The following is a 21,347-nucleotide window of genomic DNA, read 5'->3' on the forward strand; positions in this document are numbered from 1 at the left end:
ACCGACTGATATTTGATTTCAGTCGGTTTCTATACTATTTGAGAGAAGGTAGACACTATGTGTGGAATTGCAGGGTGGATAGACTGGTCTAAAGACCTGTCTCATGAACAAGAAACGTTAAAAAAAATGACAGATGCTATCATTCATCGAGGGCCTGATGCAGAGGGGCATTGGTTTTCAAAACGAGCGGCATTAGGTCATCGACGTCTCATCGTCATTGATCCTGAAGGTGGCCTTCAACCTATGCTGTATAAAGATGGAAATGATACGATTGGCCTTACGTTCAATGGAGAAATTTATAACTATCAAGAATTACGTAAAGAACTTGAGGAGAAAGGTCATGAATTTCAGACCAAGTCAGATACAGAGGTATTACTACATGCTTACTTAGAGTGGCAAGAAGATTGTATTCAACACTTAAATGGGATTTTTGCTTTTGGTATTTGGGATGAAAGATTTGGGAAATTGATGCTTGGTCGTGACCATCTAGGCGTGAAGCCTTTATTTTTCGCTCAAAGGGGAAGCGCAATTCTCTTTGGTTCAGAGTTAAAAGTTTTACTTTCGCATCCGCTTGTAGATGCAGAGGTAGATAAAGAAGGACTTTCTGAAATATTCTGTCTTGGACCAACACGTACTCCTGGTCATGCTATTTTCAAGGATATACATGAAGTGCGTGCTGGCCATTATATGACGTTTACCTCTAATGGCTCGACTACGACACAGTATTGGAAACTTGAAAGTAAAAAACATGTTGATGATATTGATACAACAGTCGAGACAATCCGCTCCATTTTACAAGATACGGTTAAACGGCAGTTAATTGCTGATAAACCAGTGGTATCTATGCTTTCCGGAGGTTTAGATTCCAGTGGTTTGACAGGTTTAGCAGGAAATGAATTTGGGAATAAAGGGGAACGCCTTCATACATATTCCCTGAATTTCATCAATGATGAAAAAGACTTTGAGCAAGACTTCCTTCGTTTTGATCGTGATGAACCTTGGGTGAAACGTGTGGCTGAATATGTAGGAACAAAGCATCATTCTATAGAGATAGGATCAGATAGTTTAATAGAGTATTTATTAACTCCAATGCGAGCGCGTGATCTACCTGGAGTTGGAGAACTAGAAACGTCTCTTTATTTGCTATTTAAGGAAATGAAAAAAGACGCAACAGTTGCACTTTCAGGCGAATCCGCAGATGAAGTATTCTCAGGATATCCATGGTTCCATCAAGAGAAGTTTCTAGATGCAGAGATATTCCCTTGGAGTGTTAATTTATGGTATAGTACAGAAATTTTATCAGAGGATTTTAAAGCGAAGATTAGCCCTGAAAAATATCAAAAACAAAAATTTGAAGATGCAGTTGCTGAGGTTCCCTTTTTAGAAGGTGAAAGTGATCTGCAAATGAAGCAACGTCAAATGTCTTACATGTTTATTACACGTTTCTTGCCATTTATGCTAGAACGAAAAGATCGCACAAGTATGATGAATGGCTTTGAAGTACGAGTTCCATTTTGCGATTACCGGCTTGTAGAATACCTATGGAATGTCCCATTCGAAATGAAAAGCATAGACAATATTGAAAAAGGTATTTTACGTAGAGCTTTTGAAAATGTACTTCCAGAGGATGTACGTTATCGCAAAAAAAGTGCATATCCAAGCACTAAGGATGCCTCTTATCTACAAGGTATTAGTGATTGGATGTTACATGTGTTGAACAATCCTGAATCACCTATTTTGCCATTAATTAATGTAGAAAGAGTTCGTGCTATTGCAGAAGGAAAAGACGAAGTAATTTCAGGTAATGATGCAAGAGGTATAATAGATTATTTACTTCAAGTTAATAGTTGGCTTCAGGAATATAATATTAAATTAGTATGGTAGATGTAATTTTCAAATAAAGAGAATAGCTGAAACATTAATGACCTAAGTAAACCGCATTTCCAATGGATTAGATAGTTATCTAATAATTGGAGATGCGGTTTTATAAAAAATAATAATATGTTTATAAATGTAAAACCTACGGAAACTTTTCCTGTGGTTTTTTTTAGTAGTTTTTACGAAATTATGAGTGTTTTTTATTTTGTATTTCAATAAGTTCATCTTGTACCATTTCTATATAATATTCTTTTTCTGTTAGTTCAAATATAAATAATGCTTTTTTCCAGTTATAAACAACATCTTCTACATTGTGTTGTTTAATCTTTAATAAACACTGACCTTTTAAATAGAATAGTTCACCTAATAGGTATAAAGTATTTAGATTAATTGCTAATTTGATGCCCCTATCAATGTATTTTATTGCCTCTTCATGTTGATATGTGAAGTCTAAACATTTTGCTAAATTGAAAATGATTTTTAATTTAATTTCTTTATCTCTAGGAAGATCTAACTTATTAAAATTAGTTAAACATCTTTTTAATATCGTAATACTTTTTTCATATTCTTTGTTTTCTCCATGAAATATAGCCATTGTTTGCATAATATGTATTTCTCTTTCTGATAAAAAATCAGAATTGGTTAAAGTTAGTTTTAATGCATGATTTAAAAGAGTTAAAGCAGTTTTTGTTGATCTATTTACCTCAAATATAGCGATTGCTTCATGCCATATTAGAAATTGTTTCTCTTCTTTTGTTTGAAAATTATTTAAGTTTTTCTCTTTTTTTACTATTTCATAAAGTTCTTTATATTGTTTTTGCTTTAAGCAATCTTTTATTACGTATTTTACATTTTCTGTATATTTTAATCTTTTGTTTTGAGTTAGTGCAAATATATGATTCGGATCAATGCCAAGTCTTTCTGATAATTGATATAACAATATGCTAGATGGATAAATCACACCTTTTTCGATCTTGCTAATTTGACTTTGTGAACAAATTCCATGACACAATTCGGATTGTGATATGTTTTTTTTTATTCTAAGTTCTTTAATGGTAATACCCAAATCGTTAAATTCCATTTTTTCACCTACTATTTAGCACTGTATTAGTATAAGAGCTTTCTCTAACTTTTAATGTAATGTAAAATTAATATATTTACAATTATTATTTGTTTTAAAGGAATTACCGTTTCCATAGGATGGTGAGGCTTTTATTATGTACAAAAAAAGACACCCTAAGGTGCCTTCCTCCGACTTGAACCACGTTCATTTAGTATAAACTTATCCGTATTATCCCTTTGTTATACGTGTAAACACACCCTATAAAACAGAATCGTCTATATACACCAGATTGTTAGTTTACAAAGTACAAGAGATTTGAGATCAGTATTAGAGTGACGCGACACCTTCCATAATGATTGGTATGTTACGCCTTTCAAAAGAATCTGCTTTATAGAATGTATCCACGTTTATTATTTTACTATATATAAAATTCATTCGGTGTATTTTTTCCAGATATGTATAATTGCATAAAGTTGATGGGAAAATCAGAGTATAATTTGGATTGTGTAATAAAGATAAGGCCCACCTACGGAAATAGGTGGGTTTTTGTTGGGTATTACTATCTCATTGCACACAAGGGAATTTCTATTAAAATCATAGCATATTTTTATAGCTCTTATATTGAGAAATAAAGAAAAGACACCCAAATAAGAGTGTCTTTTCCCTTAGTATTTTAGCAGAAGCAACTGCATCCAATAATGATTAAAAGTATAAAGAGTACAACGAGTAAAGCAAAAACGTACTATTCTACATTATCTAAATTAAAGGTAGCTACGCAAAATGGAAGTATTCCTGACCTTGTAAAGAAAGGTATTTTAGATCGAGAAGGAAATGGATTTACTCCAGGTGATGATGATACATTTTATGTAATGTTCACATTCGTAGATAGCGGTGAAGGCCAAAATATATTTCAGGGAGATGCATTGAAATTAAATTGGACGTTTAATTCCATACAAGCAAGCGGTGAAGAAAAGTAAGTGTAATAATTTGTATACTCTATGTTTAAAATTGTAACAAGAAGCATAAGATGGCCGTTTTGATCAACTTATTCCTTTTTAGTTTGCGGTCAACGTATGCTTCTAATATGTATACAACAAAAATAACAACTAGCGCCTCGTAAGAGGTGCTAGTTGACATGAAATTCGTTATTGATACTGAAAAAGGATCTTTTTTTTAAAAAAAATTTGGTCCATTTCTATATTAAGTGTAGTTTTTTCTATACTTAATTAATTTTATATACTGAAATAAAATATTTGTTAAATTTTTTTATCTACCACCAAATCCAGGTTGCATAGGGGCAACTTGGGGGAACATGACCCCACCAGCACCACCACCAGGTGAAAGTTGAGAAGCTGCAACTGGCGCTAATCCAAGACTAACATTTCCACCAACTACATTAGGGAATACAATCACCATCAATTTAATATTTTTCAAGTTTCCCAAAAACTGAAATAATTACTAAAGTCTTTATAAGGAAATAGAAAGCTTTTTAATTCTTGACTAATATCTTCTAGATTCCCATATATATTATCTACTGCTAAATTAATGTCCTCATTAAAATTATATAGCTGTTCATCTACATAACTGAATCCCTCACAGCAATCATTATGTATCAAATTAGATATAAATGGTTTTATTTTCAATACATTTTCTTCATTTAGGATAAATTTATCCCATAACAGCCCCAGTATTATTTTTACGGGTAATTTTTTATCATACGTTCCTTTTACGTTTTTTAATTTAGGTACGATGTCAACCAACTTATCATTACTAGATAGAGAAACTTCTATAATTTCAATAGAAGGGCTATCTCATGCTTCAATTGTCTGATCAGCCCAATCAATTATTTCAGTTTTTGAAAATAAACCAATTTGTAACCCTATACTCAGAACCTCAGCTATTATTTTTATATTATCGATATATAAAACTCCTTAGATTTTCTGATAATTATACATCGCAGTAACCTAAATTTCAAAAGGTTGTTGCTAGTATGCAGTAACTAAAGGGATTTTTAAACCTAGGATTTCTCCACATTGTTATCAAGCTAAAAAATAAAATCTCTCCTAAAAAGAAAAAAGATGAACAAAATAATAAAAAGGCTCATTTCTATTTCTTTTTTAGTTTCTATTCCTTAGTAAAAGAACTTAGTAGATGAAAAGGTTAGATTGCACAATTAATTGGGAGATAAGTACAAGTAACTTTGAATCTCTTGAACAAATACTTCTAGTTTATTATATATAGAAACAGATATAATAAATTCACCCTTTCCTATGATTCTACAGAAAGAATTTTTTTATATTTGTAGGATAGTTTTAGATACAAAAACACAGGAATTTGCAACCTATACATGACTAAATGTAAAATATATATTGCATTAATGTTGTTAATAATTTAATATATAAAATATAAGATTTATGGTGTGAAGTTATCTTTACAAGTAAGGTGTATTTAATGACTTTAAGTAAAGTGAAGATTGCAAGGGTTGAAAAAGGTCTGACCCAACAAGGGTTGTTCAATATTGTAAATGTTACACGACATAACATTAGTATTATTGAAAGTAATAATTATAACCCTTCTTTAAAACTTTGCATTCATACAGCTAAAACACTAGATAAAAGTTTAGATAAATTATTTTGGGAGGAATTTTAAAATGGAAAAACTAAAAAAATGGTTTTCACTCAGTACACACCCAGATGAAAGAATCCAACAAATTGAAATGAAAATTTGGGCTCAATCTGGAATTATTGTCCTACTTATAGCTTTTGTTGATTTTATAATAAGAGGAGCATATCTACACCGTCCATTTTTAGAATGGGCTGCTTCATTAGCCATTATAATTTTTTATATGATATTCTTTTTTATTAAATCTATTTTGACTGGTATTTATGAAACAGATATTAATAATAAAGAACAATTAAATGAAAAGTTAAAAGAAAAAATGAGTAATACCTTTATTTTATGTTTTGTCGCAATAGGTGCTACCACATACAAATATAACTTACCTGAAGATTTCGTTGGATGGTTATCAGTAATAGCAAGATTTATTATACTTTTTGCTTTCCTATTTGGTATTCAATATCTTATTACAGTATTAGCATGGAAGAAATCAAATAAAATTTAATAAGTATAGACAAAAAAGCTTATCTTTTAGCACTTAATGATAAGCTTTTTATTATTTTTTCATCTTTTTTCGTTTGGGTGTACAATGAATTTCTTAGCTTGATAGCGATGGGATAGAACCACATCGCCATTAAGCGGAAGTTTTATAATACTCCAGAACAAAATTTCGTGCTAACTTGTAACAAAAAAACATGTGAAATTGCCCATAGATAACTATCTTATAGTAATTACATAAACTAGTGTGTGATATAATAATATAAAGATATTACATTTAAAGGGGGATTCAAATTGGTTAAAAACTTACCTTTACTAATAGTGATTTTACTACTTGGTATAAGTTCTTCTACGTTAAGTACGAATGGATACTTTTCTCCAGTTATAGAAGGGTCTTTAATGATTATAAGTATTATTTTAAACATTGCTGCAGTGATAGGTTTATCACTACACGTTCTTGTATACCAACCTATGAAAAGATATGAAACAAATTTAAAAGAGACATTTAAATAAAATAATTATATTCGAGGTAACAACCCATCGTTATTGTGCTAAAAAATGTATCCATAAAAAGAAAAAATACGCTATTCTTTCTGTAGAATCATAGGAAAGGATGGCGTTTTTTAAATTTTATAGATACTTTGTGGTAGCCTCAAGTAGGAGGATTTAGCACAGGCAAACAATAATATTTTTTGTCTAGAAAGGAGAATGTTTTTTGAAATACACATTAAGAAAAAAATTAAGGGTGTTTTTTATAGGATTACTAGTACTAGTAATAATCACTTCTATTTTCGTTTATTACAAGTTTTTAACACCTTCAGCAGATATTCAACAATACAAGGAGTATTATGCTCCAAAAACAACACAAAAAGTATTGAATCAAGGTGAGGTAAAGGTCACATTTTTAGGAACATCATCTTTACTATTTGATGATGGAAATACACAATTAATGATTGATGGTTTTATTTCTAGGCCATCCTTACCAAAAATGTTGTTCAGCAATATAAAAACAGATGAAGATACTGTGGATAAAGCTTTTAATCAAATAGGGGTTGATAATAATAAACTTAAGGGATTATTTATTGCACATACACATTATGATCATGCGTTTGATTTAGCTTATATAGCTAAACGAACTGGAACACATGTATATGATTCAGAATCAGCAATTAACATAGGTATTGGTGGTGATATAAATAAGAACCAGATGTCTGTATATGAAGTAAATAAGGCTATGAAGTTTGGTGATTTTACTGTTACTGTCCTTCCATCGAAACATTCACCAACCTTTGATGAAGGAGAAAAAATAAAAAAGCCACTTAAACAACCTGCTAAAACCCTAGATTATCATGAAGACTCTTCTTATGATTACTTGATTACACATAATAATAAAACTTTCCTTGTTAAACCAAGTGCTAACTATATAGAAGGAGTATTAGATGATATTCGAGCTGATGTCTTGTTTTTAGGAATAGGGGTATTAGGAAAGCAGGAAAGTACTTTCCAAAATACGTATTACAAGCAAACTGTACGAAAAGTACAACCGAAGCTTGTTATTCCAATACATTGGGACGATTTCAACAAACCATTGACAGATACTCTTGAAGCAATGCCTAAATATGCGGACAATACCAAAAATGGATTAGATTTTATAATTCAAAGGACAAAAGCAGATAAAATTGATTTTCAAATACTTCAAGGTTTTAGAAGTATTTACTTCTAAAAAAGGGATCCACCACACCTCTATCAAGTTAAGGAACATAAAAAACGATAATAATGAACTTCTGCGCTAAAAAAAGACACAAAATTTTCGTTTAGGGGGTAATCTGTTCTGTTAGCTTGATGGATGTGTGGCGGTACCCTATCACTATCGATTTAAAAGAATGACTGCCACGTTTTATGCAAATATTAATTTGTTTTGATTGAAAATAGATTATAAAATTAATATTTAAATATAAAGAATTTGAATATTAATATGTTATCATTTAAATAATTCAAATATGTAGTACAAAGTCAATATTTGTAGCTGAGTTCGTTTATACATATGAAAGAATTAAATTATGAAAAGGCGGTATTTATTATGAAAGCAATTAAATTAGCAGGTTTAACAATTGCAGCAGGTTTATTATTGGCAGCGTGTGGTACTGAAGAAGCGAAAATAGAGCAAGATGTGAAGAAAGAGGAACAAAAAGAAAAAGTTAAAGCATTTCAGGCAGAAAAGCAGCAAGAAGATAGGAAAGTAACTGTGCAACAATCGACGGATACGTCAAAACAGCATGAAAATGTAGTAAAAGAAACAGTTAAAGAAGAACAAAAAGCAGAGTCAACGCCTGTTGAACAACCGAAAGTCAGCGGGTTAAATGAGGCACAAGCAAAAGAAAAAGTGGAACAATCGATGACAGCACAAGGCCAGGGAGCGCGTAATAAAGATGTGAAATTAAGCCAATTAGGCATCGAAACAGCAAAGGATGGAATAAAGGTGGCTGCACAGGCGCAAGACGTCCATATTGAAGCAAAAGACAATCTAACTCGAATTGTTGTTATCGTTCCAGCTGGAACAACGAAAGAACGAGCGCAACAAGTAGGCGACATAGCAGCGCGCCAGGTGGCAAGTTTTGGGGCAATGGGATTAAATGTAGATTTGAAAGTACCATCAAAAGATTATTTAGGGGAATATTGGGAAAATTTCTCTGGTGATATCGGTATCTATGACAGTAACAAAAAACAATTAGTACGTGGATATATTTCCAAGTTAAATCCAACAAAAATTAAATGGTAAGAAAAACAAGGTCCCTACACAATGTGTGGGGATTTTTCCATAAAAAAAACTTAAGGGGTCTTCCGACGATTCGAATTGTTGTATAGTAATGCATGTTAATTAATAAAATTAACTATACAAATAATATATTATACTTTCATGTATTCTAGGTGATATAATGTGTAAGGGAATTATTGGTTAATTAGTAATACATATATGTTATATTAGGGGGATACATAAGTAATGTTAGATGCTATTTTTGCAGTTGTAGAAATACTCTTAGGTTTTTTCGCATTTATAATAGCTTTGTTTGCTTATCTCTTTTCAACAGGAGAAGAAAAGCGACAAGCAAAAGAGGATTTAAAGGAGCTTTCTAAAACTGCTCTCATCCCATTTGTAGTGTTTGTAATCGTAATATTATTTTTTGTTATTAAGGTAATTGATCATGATAATAAAGTTGAACAAGAACAACAAAGGCTACATGAAGAGAACTATCAACGTTACCATAATAATGGTAATTCTAATCTTGATAAAAGCCTGGAACAAGATAATAAATAATATAGATAAGAACCTCGCCATTTCCATAAGATGGCGAGGTTCTTACGCATAAAGAAAAGACACCCTAAAGTGCCTTTTCTAATAGTTTTTTAGCAGAAGCAACTGCATCCAATAATGATTAATAGTATAAAGAGTACAACGAGTAAAGCAAAGCCTCCAGCAAAACCGCAGCCTTCGCCGCAACTACCACCATATCCCATAATAATAGTTCCTCCTTTAGATAAGAGGGTAAAACTAGGGGGTATTCCATGTGTTTTAATGGGTTCAATTTACCTTATGTTTTTATGTGTGAATTGAGCAGGTCCTTTTGAAAATAAGGGAAGATAAATTAATCTGTTTCCCTTGAACGTTGATAAATTATACATTACATTAAAAACAAATTATTTAATTATATAAATAATTTGTTTTTAATGTAATGTATTAATCCTAACAGAAGGGAGGATTAGCCATGCAATTAGTTTGTTTTAAAGTAGTAAATGGACAATACTTTTTAGTTGTAGAAGGTATCGAAATTCCTGCGCCAATTCCAGTGTTTGCTGCAGCTTTATTAATTGGTTTAGGAGTAATCCCGCTTTGTTCTTAATTTAAAGAATTTCAAACAGCTCTACCTTTCAATTGATAAACCCTTAAGCATATGGATGCTTGAGGGTTTTTTATAATAAAAAGAAAAGACGCCATAAGGCGTCCCCACAATTAGGTAGATAAGACTTCAGTTTTCCAATCTAAAGAAATTTTGTATTAGTTCTTTGAAAGTATATCATAATATCCAGTTGATTTATTATGCATTATTACATACTTCTCTCAAACCTTCTAGTATTTATTTGATAAAATAGAATCCTAATATTACTAAAAATTAAATAAATATTTCTAAAAACCCTAAATATTTATAGGGATAACAAAAGTGATACATTTAAGGTGCAAATTATAAAAAATATAAAAAGAGGGTGAATAAAGCGGTATTTACAAAAGACTATTATAAACGGTGAGCAGTTATACAGGTTATATGAACCTGAATCTTGTTAAAAAATGATACTCATTTGAGTGTACTTTCTGATTTGAACCACCTTGATTAAAATAATGAAGAATCATCATTCATTTATTCTGATTTCTGGAAAAGTTTTAATAGATTCATGTTGAACAAACATACTTTTTAGAAAGAGGAGAGATTATTGATGGATAGTCAATTACTATATCAACAGCAAAAAAGAGAAAAGGCACTTGTGATTGGAGCTGGTATTGCAGGCTTACTTACTGCACGCGTGCTTTCCAGTTATTTTGAGACAGTGATAGTTGTTGAAAAAGATGAGTTACCTCAAAAACCATCTGAACGTCCAGGTACCCCCCAAGACTTTCATCCTCATCGTGTATTACCACGTGGAGAAATAATTATGAACCGTTTCTTTCCTGGATATGTTGATGATTTATTAAATTTAGGGGCCCATAATGTCAAGAATGATAAAATGATTCGATTTTCTCCGTATGGGGCACTGGAACTAGTTATAGAACGAAAAGGTGCAGCAAGCAGTCGAGCATTGTTAGAATGGACAATCCGCCAACGTGTCCAAGAAATTCCTAATGTCCATTTTTATTCAAAGCAAGTAGTCACAGGCATTTTAGCTTCGTCTGATCACAAGCGTGTTATTGGAATTAATATTCAAGAACGGGACGAATTAAAAACAAAGCGAACTGTGTTAACCGATTTGGTAGTTGACACATGTGGTCGTCAATCTAAACTCAATAAATGGCTTACATCTATGGGCTATGATGTTCCAGAACCAGAACGTTTAAAGGTGAATTTCGGATATAGCACGAGATATTATAAAGTACCTTCACATATCAAAGAGAAATTGAGTGCAATTTCTGAAGGAGATCCTGCTAAAAAAGTTGGTGCTGTAGGGTTATTATATATTGAAGATAACATAGCTCAAGCGCTACTATTTGTTGCTGGAGGTACGCATTATCCACCAACCAATTCAAAAGAATATGAAAAAGAGCTGGATTCATTAGTTACCCCTATGATGAGGGAGTTAATTAAAGAGTTAGAACCAATTAGTGTCCCAAGAGGATTTAGAGCACGTGAGTCAACTCGTCAACATTTTGAACAAATGGAAAATTGGCCATCTGGATTATTAGTGTTAGGTGATGCTTTTTGTAACTTTGATCCCATTTATGGGCAAGGAATGACCGTAGCCGCCATTGAAGCTGAAATGTTAGATACTTGTTTAAAAGAACATTCTACTCATAAACCTGGATTCGAACGCAAGGTGCTGCAACGTATGCAACAAGCTATTGAACCGGCATGGTGGCTGAGTTCAATTGCGGATTTACGTTGGAAAGGTGTTGAACATGTAGGAGCTGTTCCACTAAAAGGTGTGAAATTTGCACAGAAATATTTTGATTTATACCTTAAACAAGCTGTAAAGCAAGCGAATGAGGGGAATTCATCCATGCTCCAAAAATATATAATGATGAATGGGCTAGTTCATTCGCCTCATGATATCATTAACTCAGATATGTTAAAGATGTTAATCAATGGAGATGAGTCTTTAGAAGAGAATGAACTTTTGAACGAACTTGGAGAAGTAGATAAGAAACCAATGCAAGAAAGAATAAATGAATTAATCCCTTCTTTTTCATTAGCTTTTGAGAATAGCATTCCAAATTTGTTCTCATCCATTTCAATTTCTAATGTCAAATGAGGAAAAGAAACATTGCTCTAATTAGGGCAATGTTTCTTTTATTAGATAAGCAGTATTTAATCAACTACTTTTTCAATTGTTGGCATTATAGCGATTGGTGGTAAAGAGTAAGTCCAAGCAGCAGCGTATACGTTTAATTTTTCACCTAATTTGTAGTTTTCACCATTGGATACAGGTACTCTTAAAATTTTATTTTGGGAAACTAGCTCCCACCAATTATGCTGATAATAAAGTGCTTCTTCTTTCGTAAAAGTATCAGCAACAATTAAGTAATTATCGTCTGCTGAAATAACATAGCCCGTGAAAGGTATTTGTATTCGTACCTGTTCCTCCTTAATTGGAGAAGTGTTATTGGCAGTATCCGCAGAAGCAGGTGTTAAGCCAAAAGTAAATCCGCACCCTAATGTTAATGTTGTAACTACTGTTAATAATTTTTGTTTTTTTGAAAACATAATAGAAAGCCTCCTTAAATTTTATTACCACACCAACACCATTCTATTCATTTAGATATAAAGCCTTTCTGCATTCAAATATTTAACAATTTTGTCATAAATAAAACAAAATTGTATGTGATATGTATTTTTTAGAGTGATTTATGATATAATTCACTAGGTAAAGTATTTTCGTGGTTCATCTCTATATAGTTTTTTACCCTACTTACTCTGTAAAATATTATTGGTGAAGAGAGAATGTTTTCTCTCTTCTTTTTTTATTTGACATTAATAATATCGTTAATAAAGGATGTTTAATATTTTTTAGGCTATTTTGTTGTTGGTAATTAGTTTTGGTACGTATAATAAAATATGGTTTGATTAAGAGATTTAGTCTTGACGTACAGAATTTGCAAAATGTTGGTGTTCCGTCTTTATTTACATCAAATGTTAAATGTATTCTAATTTTAAATGAATTCAACATAATATTTTGTATCTATAATCCCAAAGGAAACTTTACATGGAAATGAAATTTTTCCTGCAGAAGCAGCCTGCATACAAGAAATTACCCAAGATTCCAATTCTAAAGGCAAGCGGTATACTTGAATATTACCATCACTGTTTTTTACAGTTACAATCGGTGTATTTACTCTGGTTGTAGCAAAATCGTCCGTTGTTATCATTCTTACTGCATTATTAGTGTGAAAACCAGTGTTTATAACTTCATAAATCTGTCCATCTTTCTCTTTAATAACCATAGGTATATTTAAATAGGGATAGTTTTTAATATCATTATGAATAATTGCTCCTACTGCATTCTTTCTTATTTGAACCTCTTGCATTCTTTTATGCTCCTTTATAATGATTTAAACATGTTTACGTAAATTTATTTTATTTTACATCTATATCTAAAGCTATTTTGCTCATTAAAGGGTTAGGGTCAATTCCTATTGTGCATTCGATCTGTGTTTTTGCATATATTTCACGTTTAAATTTCAACGCAAATTCATAGGGATCGTTAGTAAATAAATGAATGCTATCCGTAATATCCATGAAGAACTCGTCGATGGAATATTGGTGAAAATCCTCAATAGGAACGTACTGCAAAGCTAACTTTGTTATGTAATTAGAGCATTTAATGTATGTTCCCATAATCGGATTTATAACAAGAATGTCTTTTCTTCGAGGAAGCTCGTATAATCTGGCCATCTTCTTTACTCCCAATTCTTTTAATGGGGGAGTGGCAGCTAATACGAAAGAACCGTTTCTATTTACATCACCGACTACTGCCAATTGTGTATACATAGGATCTAACCCCATTTTGATGCAACTTATAGAAGCGTAAAAGCTACGTAAATCAACACATAAGATGATTCTATTCGGTAAGATAGAATAGTCATACACTGTTATTCCTTCCTAAACAAAAGAACGTTTGTTCTTATTGTATACGAGCTTGTGTTCTTTTATAAAGAGGTTTTGTTTTAAAATAATTTTTTCAGATATTCTTCTTGTGGGAGCAGCAGTTCTAACAACAATCAGTAATAGGGGGCGTGACATATGTCCATCAAGCTAAAATTTTAACATACCCACAAAAAGAAAATTTTTATCTCTCTACACCAATTTATGACAAATCATTTTTTTCATTTTTAGGATAATGAATTTCTTAACTTGATGGCAATGACCTAACATTAAAGTGTATGGGTGATTTCTATTAATTAATATATTAAATTTAATAAATTTAAAATTTAAGCATAGGTGTATGATAAACGTATGTAATATCCTTCATTATGTCCATAAATGTGCCCTGGATTTATTAGTATTTTTTTGCTAAAACCATACTAAATAAAGGTCGCAATAAAATTAAAGGTAAAATGAACGGAATATTCAAAATTATATATATCAACTTATTTAAAGGTTAATCTAATGTAATACCATGATACCATAGTTTTACATTAGATATAGATAATTTTGGAAAAGGGGAAGATTCTATGAATGTTCAACTAGAAAATGAACAAATAACAAAATTATTAAACGACTGGTATCAAACCATGTTAAAACAACAATTAGTTAAAGCAAAACAATTAAAAGAGTATATAGACAATGAAATTAACAATGTCAAAGAAAATCAAAACGTACTCTTATATTATTCTTTATTAGATTTTAGATACAAAGCATTAACAGATTGGATAAGTATTAACGAAAGCAGTTTTGATGAAATGGATAATTTCACAACTCCAGCAGATGACTTCCTAGGTTATTATTATCACTTCTTTAAAGCATTCCATTCTACTTTAACATCCAATTACACTGAAGCAAGTGAACACTATGAAAAAGCTAAAGAACTATTAATACACATTCCTGATCCAATAGAACATGCTGAATTTAATTATCGAATGGGATATTTTTATTATCAAATCTATAAACAAGTAATAGCTCTTGATTATATAAAATTAGCTAAAGAAGAATTTTTAAAACATGAAGGTTATGAAATAAATGTAGCACTATGTGACAATTTTATAGGTCTGTGCTGTATTGATTTAAAACATTTCGAATTAGCTGAGGAGTCATTTAATAAGGCACTAGACACATTCCAAAAAAATAACCATAAAAATTCTATCCTTATGGTAAGACATAATTTAGCTTGGTTATATTCAAAACAAAATTTATCTAAACTCGCGATTCGTCATGTATCTGAAGTAACAAAGAACAATCCAAACCATTTCAAAGCATTTTTCGTAGAAGCATATGAATACTATAAGATAAATGACCATGATTACAGCGATCAACTAATTCAAAAAGGATTAAAACTTAGTAACGATTTTAACAATCAAGAATTCCAACATCGTTTTAAAATTTTAAAAGCCCTCAACAACAATGTCCCTACATTAACTTTAGAAATATTTATTTCAGAAGGTATTACTTATTTCAAACAAGAAAAACTATGGGAATGCGTAAAAGAATATGCTGATATCTTAGCTCTAAAGTTTTATGAAGAAAATAACCATAACAAAGCAAGTCAATATTTTTACATGAGCAATACAGCTCAAAAAAATGAATTAGAAAAAGGAGCGTTAAAATAATGAAAAAAATCTATCTAACTATACTTGGAATATCTTTAATTAGTATTCTATCGTTAGGGTTAAACGACTCTTTTAAAAATCAAGCTGTAAATATAGGAGACGGTGGAGGTGCACCAGCAAGACCAGATTATTTATTACAAACACACGCTGACTTATAAGAAAAAAACACCTTCATTCTTGAAGGTGTTTTTTTATAATCTGATTTTTAAATAAATGAAAAACGGAATATATCAAAGTTCTCTAAGCTAACAGCATATTCCAATTATTAGAAAAATATTAAAAATTTTCATTTTTTGTTCTATTATGGAGGTGAGGAGAAATTATACTTATAAGGGAGCTGTATTAGTTTGAAAAAATTTTTAGGATTAGTTTTTGTCGTAGTTATATTAGCTTTTGGAGTTTTTCAACCATACTCACTAAATTTAGAAAAAGTTTTTGCACAAGATAATACTAGTAACAATATTAATAATAATACCAAAGAAAAAAAGATCGATTGTGTACCTTGTAAAAAACCAGAAAATCTTTCGAAAAACGAAACAAATAAATTTGCTGACGAACAAATTTTGGACAAAGTAAAAAAACAATTAACTGATCTTAAACAAAACAAATTAAGTATTTATTCCACAGCAGATTTTGAATGGAAAGAAGCTGTTAAAGTCGATTATAAAGAGAATAAAACATCGGCTATCATAATTCCTTCAAAAGAAAACCCTAAATCTAATGATACAAAACAATATCTAACTGTAGGATTTAACGAATCTGAAAGTAAGTTTGCAGACCCTACATTTTTAGAGTTGAAAACACCAAATAATGGTGATACGATTCTTTTAACAGTAAAAACATTAGATGGTGAAAATGTAGGGACTTTAGACCTAAATTCAAAAGATGGAAAACTTAATCAGATGAAATTATTCACTGATGGAAAAAGTGAATCAATCTTAAAAGAAAACAATGCAAAAGCAGGTTACTGGGAAGATGTTCAACGTTGTATTAAAAACAACTGGAAAACTATGCCTCAATGGGCTAAATGGGCTTGCGAAGGTGCATGTGGAGGATGTTTATTTGCTAGTCCATATGCATGTGGTGGTTGTCTTGGATGTCTAGCTGGTTACGCAATTGGTTGCGCTGCTAGTCAAATATAAAAAGAAGGGTGTGATTCCTCAAATGGAAATGTCTAAAGGAATACTGTTTTATAGACTAACATTGATTATTGCTTGTTTCGCAGTAGTTGCCTTCACATATCCATCTGAATTCTCTAAATTCGCATTAATCGCAGGTATTGTTGGTATTTTTATTACACTAGATAAAATAATAGCAAAAGATAACAAAAAAAGAGTTTATCTCCTCGTATCATTACTCTTTATAATCGGATTTGCTATAACCTTCTACTACACATTCTTATAAAAATACTTCACAATAGGCGATACTTCAAAAAAAAGAATCCTGATCTTTAAAGGATTCTTTTTTTTGCCCTCCTTCTCTTTTCCCCCTTAACAAACCAGATTAGCTAGCCAAAACAGGATATACGAAGGGTAGGGGGCAAAGCTGGGGTGTGGAAAGCCTTTTGACTATGTGTAATTATTTCACTGCCTCTTTAAATTCTTTTCCAGCTTTAAAAGCAGGTGCTTTTGAAGCCGCGATTTGCATTTCTTCACCTGTTTGTGGGTTACGTCCTGTACGTGCAGATCTTTCACGTACTTCAAATGTACCAAAACCAAGAATCTGTACTTTCTCTCCAGTTGCTAACGCATTTGTTATTGTATCTAATAATGCTTGTGTTGCTGCTGCAGCATCTTTTTGTGTAAGTTCAGCTTTTTCTGCTACTACTTTTGTTAATTCAGTTTTATTCATTTTCAGCACCTCTTAATATGTAATTAGGTGACTATTATAACGTGTGTGTATTCATGGCGCAATTATACTGTCCTTAGAAAAGGCCATAGCAAGAGCAAGAGGACAATGTCTGTGTAAAAGGCATAAGGAGGATATTAATTATCGCTTTAAACTCTGTTCATATTTCTTTACATCTTCCAGAGTTTTAAATGTTAACACATCAAAAACTCCTTTTTCATTCCCACATACAACAACAAAACCATCTGTTGCTTCCAGAACTCTACCGACGCCACCATCTGTAAGTGAAATATTGGTGAGATGTTTTACGTTCAGTTTTTCTTCTTTTTGAATGTAAGTAGTTATGGGTGTTCCTACAGGAAATGCGTCTGTGATCTCTTTTGTTGTATATGTGCCATCATCTATTGATTGAGTTTTAGCTGTAATAGAATCAGTTTGAGTGGCACATCCTGTTGAACATATTAAAAGAATGCCAGTAATCATACTTACACATGCTGTTTTTACCATTCACAAAATCCTCCTATAACGGTTCGTATTGTCAACCCATTTAGGGTAACAAATTATATATACGAAGTTTGTTGGTTTATGTGAGGCGTAAATCAACAAAGATACAAGAATTTTGCCAGAATGTGTTTCAAACAAAAGAAAAGACACACAAAGGCGCCTTCCTGCGACTGGAACCATCGTAATATGGAATTGGGTGCCAACCTGATTATTTCTTACCACATTAAGTAATTTTGGTTGTTGAGAAATATAATTCAAATCTATATTCAGTTTATTGTTGCTTTGTTAGATCTTTTGTAGTGGATTCTTCAATCTGTTCAGATTTAATTTTAATTTCAGGGGTTATTGCTATCTTGCTACTCGGGCGCATCTGTTTTTATTTCTTGTCTGCGGACTAATTCTCCTTTATGAACTGTATTTTGACGAAGAATTAGTAATTCTCGGTGTTTTCGCTTTTCTTTCTAGGTGTTTAAGTAAATTGAACAGAAGTATGTTTTTTAACAGATTCGTGATGCGAAGCATCCAGGAGTCCGAGATCCCACAAGGGAAAAATGCTCTTAAAGAACATTCACTCGGCTTTGCCGATCTTGGTTTTGGGGGATCCGTGAGAAGCCTGCTTGAGAAGTGCTGTAACGAGATTATTTGATTTATGTGTGACTTTTAAGTTTAACTCCCTGTATAAATGTGTAAAAGATATCTTTGGAAAGGGAGGCTTAGCGAAATTGATTTTTATTAATACAGTGTATAATTCGACTATGAAATAATTTAAGTTTTATATATTATATAATCTTAACATTATGTTTAATGGTAAAATAGGTTAGTAAATATATTGAGGAGGTTATACGATGGAAACGCATTTACAACAGTTACTAAATTTTTATGAAGATAACATTAGTAATTCTAAAGTATTTATTAAAGAAAAAGTATATGCTTTAATTTGTTTATTATTAATGATTTTACTTTTTTTTACAATAATTTTAGGTCAACATGGATTTAAATATTATGTAGTAATAACAATATTAGCAATTATAACTTTTATCTCTTTTGTTTGTTTAATATATAGAATTGAAGGACGATTAGGACATTTTAAAGGTCTAACTTTTAAACAAAAAGTCTCTAAATGCGTTTTATTTGTTGCAGATACAAAATTTTTAATGACTTTAAACGACTTAAAATCGCTTAGAGATGAAAAAGTAATCAAATTACGTCAACATTTTCAAGAAAAAGGATTTTATAATGAGGAACACTTAAAGGTATTTATGGATGTTTTAGAAAAAGAATATCAAAATCGGTTTAATATATCTCGTTTATCTGTACTTATAAGCATATTAATTCCTCTATGCACTTATTATATTCAAACAGTATTTAATTTTAGAGATGCTAAAATTGATATTACTAATAGTGGACATATTTTTATGTTAAATTTTATTTTTATAGAAATTGCCGTTATTATGTGTTGTTTTTATTTTATTACTAGTTGTGTATTATCATCTTTAAAGTCTACATTTTTATTGGTATATTCTGTGAGGAAATATGAAGTGTTAGATTTAACAAGTTTGATTAGAGAATTATATCTTGAATGTTATATAGAAGAAAAACAAAAGAAAGAAGTTTTAATTATAAAAGGATTTGTAAAAAAAGAATAAAATTTAATATGAGAAAAGAGTACAATAATGGATTGGAAATTATTTGCTATTTCTCAAATAGCAAAAGAATTGAATAGCCAGAATCAACAGCGCGTTATTAATAGGGATCGATTTATTGAGAAGGGTTTCCATCGTAATTTAACTGTAATGGAAATAGAAGAGGATTTATCCCGGATGAATGCAAGGAATATTGATGTTAAAGAAAAAACTGCAACAACGATGCGAAGCCAAAGGGATGATTATGCAAATAAAGATTTGAGAAAAGTTTCAACAAATGATTAATAAGTTTATTTTAGCTATCAAGGTAATAGCAGATCAGAAGCAAGAAATTACGGATTTATGGAAGACTGTTGCAGAACTTCAAAATAAACAAATTAATTGAGAAAAAACATAGGAAATAAATTAAAAGAAGATTAGAATTATAAAAGAAGTACAAGAAACAAAATATCAATTTGAAAGTATCAAGAATGATTCGTGGTGGCGACGTTTTTTTGAATAACACTTGTATATTTTTTAATAAAGGAGATAATTTATGTTTGAAATTACTACTATTAGCAGGTCTGAACAATTAAGAGAGTTTTTATTAGAAAATTTCACCGATTTAATAATGGATTCAGCAGGTGGAAGTAATTTTGAATTTCCTGATTTTGATTTATTTGCACGAGATTATTTACAATTTGCAGAACACGAACTTTTGCACTTAAAGAAAGATGATACAAATATTAATCATATACATTTGATAAATTGTGTTTCTCATTTGAGAAGGGCAATTGATTGTCAATTAGATACATGTTTATATGTCTTGAAGATAAAGGTATTTAGGAAGAAAAATTTAAGTTTAGATCAAAAACTTAAATTTTTTAAAGATATTGGTGTTTTTAATTCTTTTTCTCTTTCTAGATTTAATAAGATTAGGAATAAAATGGAACATAATTATCAAATTCCTAAAATAGGTGATATAGAAGCTTTTTTTGATTTAGTTTCGGCTTTCATTACTATTTTAGAATCTTTTCTTACTACTTTGCATTATCAATCCGAAATTAGCTTATATACAGAAGATGTTAATTCTAATATGAATATTAGTTTTGATATTAAATATTTTTATGAAGATATCCCTCGTATTACTTGTGAAATACGTAATCGTTCAAATTGGGATGAGATTAAGGAGTTAACTGTAACAGTAAATGACGAGAAGGACTTTCCTTATTTTTTAAAGGTTTTGCTTTTATTGGCGCGTAATTATTATTTTGTGAGTGGAAATTATATGAATAAACATATATTAAATGAATTATCTAAATGAGTTATAAAGGGGGAAATATATAAAGCTTTATGTTTTATACAGAAGCTTTATATTTTCTATTAAATAAAGTCACTATGTTTTGAAAAAAGATGCGATAAAATATAAAAAGGAAATGGACCATTTGTTAAAAGGATCAATTTCCTTTTTACGATTTAAATATGTTTAAATTTTATTATGAAGGAACCTAAATCATAGCCTGTTTTTATTATTGCTATAGCTGAAATTATAGCTAATGGGTATTTAATAGATGGCTTGTTGAGAAATTCCTTTAGGATTTTCATGTTGTAGACCTCCATTGTATTGATATTATTAATATATATAGTATCACAAACATAGTGGTTAAAAGCCATTATATTTATCCCTATTAAATATAATTTGAAGAAGGGTACTTAAATTGACGGAGAACGAAACAAAATAATGGGTAACAAAACGATCAAATTTTTTATAAAAATCGCATACTAGTTTACA

Annotated in this window: 23 protein-coding genes and 4 pseudogenes; 17 read left to right on the forward strand and 10 right to left on the reverse strand. The window is 30.7% G+C overall.

What is annotated here, in order from left to right; translation table 11 throughout:
* Positions 1 to 57 precede the first annotated feature (57 nt).
* On the forward strand, positions 58 to 1,884 hold the full coding sequence (gene asnB, locus MKY21_RS29665) for an asparagine synthase (glutamine-hydrolyzing) (protein WP_172852039.1): 1,827 nt from the start codon (positions 58 to 60) through the stop codon (positions 1,882 to 1,884).
* Between the two features lie 181 nt (positions 1,885 to 2,065).
* On the opposite strand, the gene MKY21_RS29670 is transcribed toward asnB, so the two are convergent.
* Both MKY21_RS29670 and MKY21_RS29675 read right to left on the reverse strand, forming a co-directional pair.
* Positions 2,066 to 2,959: a helix-turn-helix domain-containing protein gene (locus MKY21_RS29670; RefSeq protein WP_098472632.1), complete on the reverse strand. Its 894-nt coding sequence runs from the start codon at positions 2,957 to 2,959 to the stop codon at positions 2,066 to 2,068.
* 655 nt (positions 2,960 to 3,614) lie between these two features.
* Positions 3,615 to 3,677 (reverse strand): annotated as a pseudogene (locus tag MKY21_RS29675) (YjcZ family sporulation protein); the annotation flags it as partial.
* 10 nt (positions 3,678 to 3,687) lie between these two features.
* Here MKY21_RS29675 and MKY21_RS29680 point away from each other — a divergent pair.
* Positions 3,688 to 3,918, forward strand: a pseudogene (locus MKY21_RS29680) (TasA family protein); the annotation flags it as partial.
* Positions 3,919 to 4,207: 289 nt separating this feature from the next.
* Here the strand turns inward: MKY21_RS29680 and MKY21_RS29685 are convergent.
* Both MKY21_RS29685 and MKY21_RS29690 read right to left on the reverse strand, forming a co-directional pair.
* Entirely contained in the window at positions 4,208 to 4,375 is a 168-nt protein-coding gene (locus MKY21_RS29685) for a hypothetical protein (protein WP_172851996.1), read from the reverse strand.
* Positions 4,372 to 4,860 (reverse strand): annotated as a pseudogene (locus MKY21_RS29690) (hypothetical protein). Before MKY21_RS29690 ends, MKY21_RS29685 begins: the two are co-directional and overlap by 4 nt.
* 532 nt (positions 4,861 to 5,392) lie before the next feature.
* On the opposite strand from MKY21_RS29690, the gene MKY21_RS29695 reads away from it, so the two are divergent.
* The 6 genes from MKY21_RS29695 to MKY21_RS29720 all read left to right on the forward strand — a co-directional run bounded on the left by MKY21_RS29695 (position 5,393) and on the right by MKY21_RS29720 (position 9,371).
* Positions 5,393 to 5,590 (forward strand): helix-turn-helix transcriptional regulator, encoded by a 198-nt coding sequence (locus MKY21_RS29695; RefSeq protein ID WP_097998423.1) that lies wholly within the window; start codon positions 5,393 to 5,395, stop codon positions 5,588 to 5,590.
* A 1-nt stretch (position 5,591) separates the two neighbouring features.
* Complete coding sequence (locus tag MKY21_RS29700; RefSeq protein ID WP_000413129.1) at positions 5,592 to 6,062, forward strand: DUF6773 family protein; 471 nt, start codon at positions 5,592 to 5,594, stop codon at positions 6,060 to 6,062.
* 287 nt (positions 6,063 to 6,349) lie between these two features.
* Positions 6,350 to 6,568, forward strand: a complete 219-nt coding sequence (locus MKY21_RS29705; RefSeq protein ID WP_000240396.1) for a hypothetical protein — start codon at positions 6,350 to 6,352, stop codon at positions 6,566 to 6,568.
* A 202-nt stretch (positions 6,569 to 6,770) separates the two neighbouring features.
* Positions 6,771 to 7,778 carry an MBL fold metallo-hydrolase gene (locus tag MKY21_RS29710; RefSeq protein ID WP_341078331.1) on the forward strand — a complete coding sequence of 336 codons (1,008 nt, stop codon included), beginning with the start codon at positions 6,771 to 6,773 and terminating at the stop codon, positions 7,776 to 7,778.
* A 321-nt stretch (positions 7,779 to 8,099) separates the two neighbouring features.
* Positions 8,100 to 8,834 (forward strand): hypothetical protein, encoded by a 735-nt coding sequence (locus MKY21_RS29715; protein WP_003304189.1) that lies wholly within the window; start codon positions 8,100 to 8,102, stop codon positions 8,832 to 8,834.
* 222 nt (positions 8,835 to 9,056) lie between these two features.
* A complete protein-coding gene (locus MKY21_RS29720; protein ID WP_000882894.1) occupies positions 9,057 to 9,371 on the forward strand; it encodes a hypothetical protein in 315 nt (104 codons plus the stop codon).
* A gap of 89 nt (positions 9,372 to 9,460) precedes the next feature.
* Here the strand turns inward: MKY21_RS29720 and MKY21_RS29725 are convergent, their stop codons facing one another.
* Positions 9,461 to 9,571 carry a YjcZ family sporulation protein gene (locus MKY21_RS29725; RefSeq protein WP_000540371.1) on the reverse strand — a complete coding sequence of 37 codons (111 nt, stop codon included), beginning with the start codon at positions 9,569 to 9,571 and terminating at the stop codon, positions 9,461 to 9,463.
* A gap of 248 nt (positions 9,572 to 9,819) precedes the next feature.
* Here MKY21_RS29725 and MKY21_RS29730 point away from each other — a divergent pair, with 248 nt between their 5' ends.
* Both MKY21_RS29730 and MKY21_RS29735 read left to right on the forward strand, forming a co-directional pair.
* Positions 9,820 to 9,954, forward strand: coding sequence for a hypothetical protein (locus MKY21_RS29730; RefSeq protein ID WP_341078334.1), 135 nt, complete (start codon positions 9,820 to 9,822; stop codon positions 9,952 to 9,954).
* Positions 9,955 to 10,543: 589 nt separating this feature from the next.
* A complete protein-coding gene (locus MKY21_RS29735; RefSeq protein WP_098878139.1) occupies positions 10,544 to 12,070 on the forward strand; it encodes an NAD(P)/FAD-dependent oxidoreductase in 1,527 nt (508 codons plus the stop codon).
* A 56-nt stretch (positions 12,071 to 12,126) separates the two neighbouring features.
* Here the strand turns inward: MKY21_RS29735 and MKY21_RS29740 are convergent, their stop codons facing one another.
* From MKY21_RS29740 to MKY21_RS29750, 3 genes and pseudogenes are all read right to left on the reverse strand, one after another.
* Complete coding sequence (locus tag MKY21_RS29740; RefSeq protein ID WP_000491767.1) at positions 12,127 to 12,522, reverse strand: DUF3221 domain-containing protein; 396 nt, start codon at positions 12,520 to 12,522, stop codon at positions 12,127 to 12,129.
* Positions 12,523 to 12,968: 446 nt separating this feature from the next.
* A complete protein-coding gene (locus MKY21_RS29745) occupies positions 12,969 to 13,343 on the reverse strand; it encodes a hypothetical protein (RefSeq protein ID WP_001158653.1) in 375 nt (124 codons plus the stop codon).
* Positions 13,344 to 13,395: 52 nt separating this feature from the next.
* Positions 13,396 to 13,905: pseudogene (locus MKY21_RS29750) on the reverse strand (Y-family DNA polymerase); the annotation flags it as partial.
* A gap of 584 nt (positions 13,906 to 14,489) precedes the next feature.
* Between MKY21_RS29750 and MKY21_RS29755 the strand changes: the two are divergent.
* The 4 genes from MKY21_RS29755 (at position 14,490) to MKY21_RS29770 (ending at position 16,985) form a co-directional block, all read left to right on the forward strand.
* Complete coding sequence (locus MKY21_RS29755; protein ID WP_086423697.1) at positions 14,490 to 15,581, forward strand: response regulator aspartate phosphatase; 1,092 nt, start codon at positions 14,490 to 14,492, stop codon at positions 15,579 to 15,581.
* Positions 15,581 to 15,739: a Phr family secreted Rap phosphatase inhibitor gene (locus MKY21_RS29760; protein WP_000725639.1), complete on the forward strand. Its 159-nt coding sequence runs from the start codon at positions 15,581 to 15,583 to the stop codon at positions 15,737 to 15,739. Before MKY21_RS29755 ends, MKY21_RS29760 begins: the two co-directional genes overlap by 1 nt.
* A gap of 189 nt (positions 15,740 to 15,928) precedes the next feature.
* Entirely contained in the window at positions 15,929 to 16,723 is a 795-nt protein-coding gene (locus MKY21_RS29765; RefSeq protein WP_000713970.1) for a hypothetical protein, read from the forward strand.
* Between the two features lie 22 nt (positions 16,724 to 16,745).
* Entirely contained in the window at positions 16,746 to 16,985 is a 240-nt protein-coding gene (locus MKY21_RS29770) for a hypothetical protein (protein WP_002182105.1), read from the forward strand.
* Positions 16,986 to 17,159: 174 nt separating this feature from the next.
* Here the strand turns inward: MKY21_RS29770 and MKY21_RS29775 are convergent, their stop codons facing one another.
* Together MKY21_RS29775 and MKY21_RS29780 are read right to left on the reverse strand one after the other, a co-directional pair.
* On the reverse strand, positions 17,160 to 17,432 hold the full coding sequence (locus MKY21_RS29775) for an HU family DNA-binding protein (protein ID WP_001043942.1): 273 nt from the start codon (positions 17,430 to 17,432) through the stop codon (positions 17,160 to 17,162).
* Positions 17,433 to 17,570: 138 nt separating this feature from the next.
* On the reverse strand, positions 17,571 to 17,936 hold the full coding sequence (locus MKY21_RS29780) for a hypothetical protein (protein ID WP_000241080.1): 366 nt from the start codon (positions 17,934 to 17,936) through the stop codon (positions 17,571 to 17,573).
* 842 nt (positions 17,937 to 18,778) lie between these two features.
* Between MKY21_RS29780 and MKY21_RS29785 the strand changes: the two genes are divergently transcribed.
* The 3 genes from MKY21_RS29785 to MKY21_RS29795 all read left to right on the forward strand — a co-directional run bounded on the left by MKY21_RS29785 (position 18,779) and on the right by MKY21_RS29795 (position 20,879).
* Positions 18,779 to 19,579 (forward strand): hypothetical protein, encoded by an 801-nt coding sequence (locus tag MKY21_RS29785; protein WP_098281513.1) that lies wholly within the window; start codon positions 18,779 to 18,781, stop codon positions 19,577 to 19,579.
* 27 nt (positions 19,580 to 19,606) lie between these two features.
* Positions 19,607 to 19,861, forward strand: a complete 255-nt coding sequence (locus tag MKY21_RS29790) for a hypothetical protein (protein ID WP_098446996.1) — start codon at positions 19,607 to 19,609, stop codon at positions 19,859 to 19,861.
* 250 nt (positions 19,862 to 20,111) lie between these two features.
* Positions 20,112 to 20,879 carry a hypothetical protein gene (locus MKY21_RS29795; RefSeq protein WP_097919159.1) on the forward strand — a complete coding sequence of 256 codons (768 nt, stop codon included), beginning with the start codon at positions 20,112 to 20,114 and terminating at the stop codon, positions 20,877 to 20,879.
* Positions 20,880 to 21,347: the final 468 nt, after the last annotated feature.

Source organism: Bacillus sp. FSL R9-9497 (genome assembly GCF_038005805.1).
In the GTDB taxonomy this organism is placed as follows: Bacteria; Bacillota; Bacilli; order Bacillales; family Bacillaceae_G; genus Bacillus_A; species Bacillus_A cereus.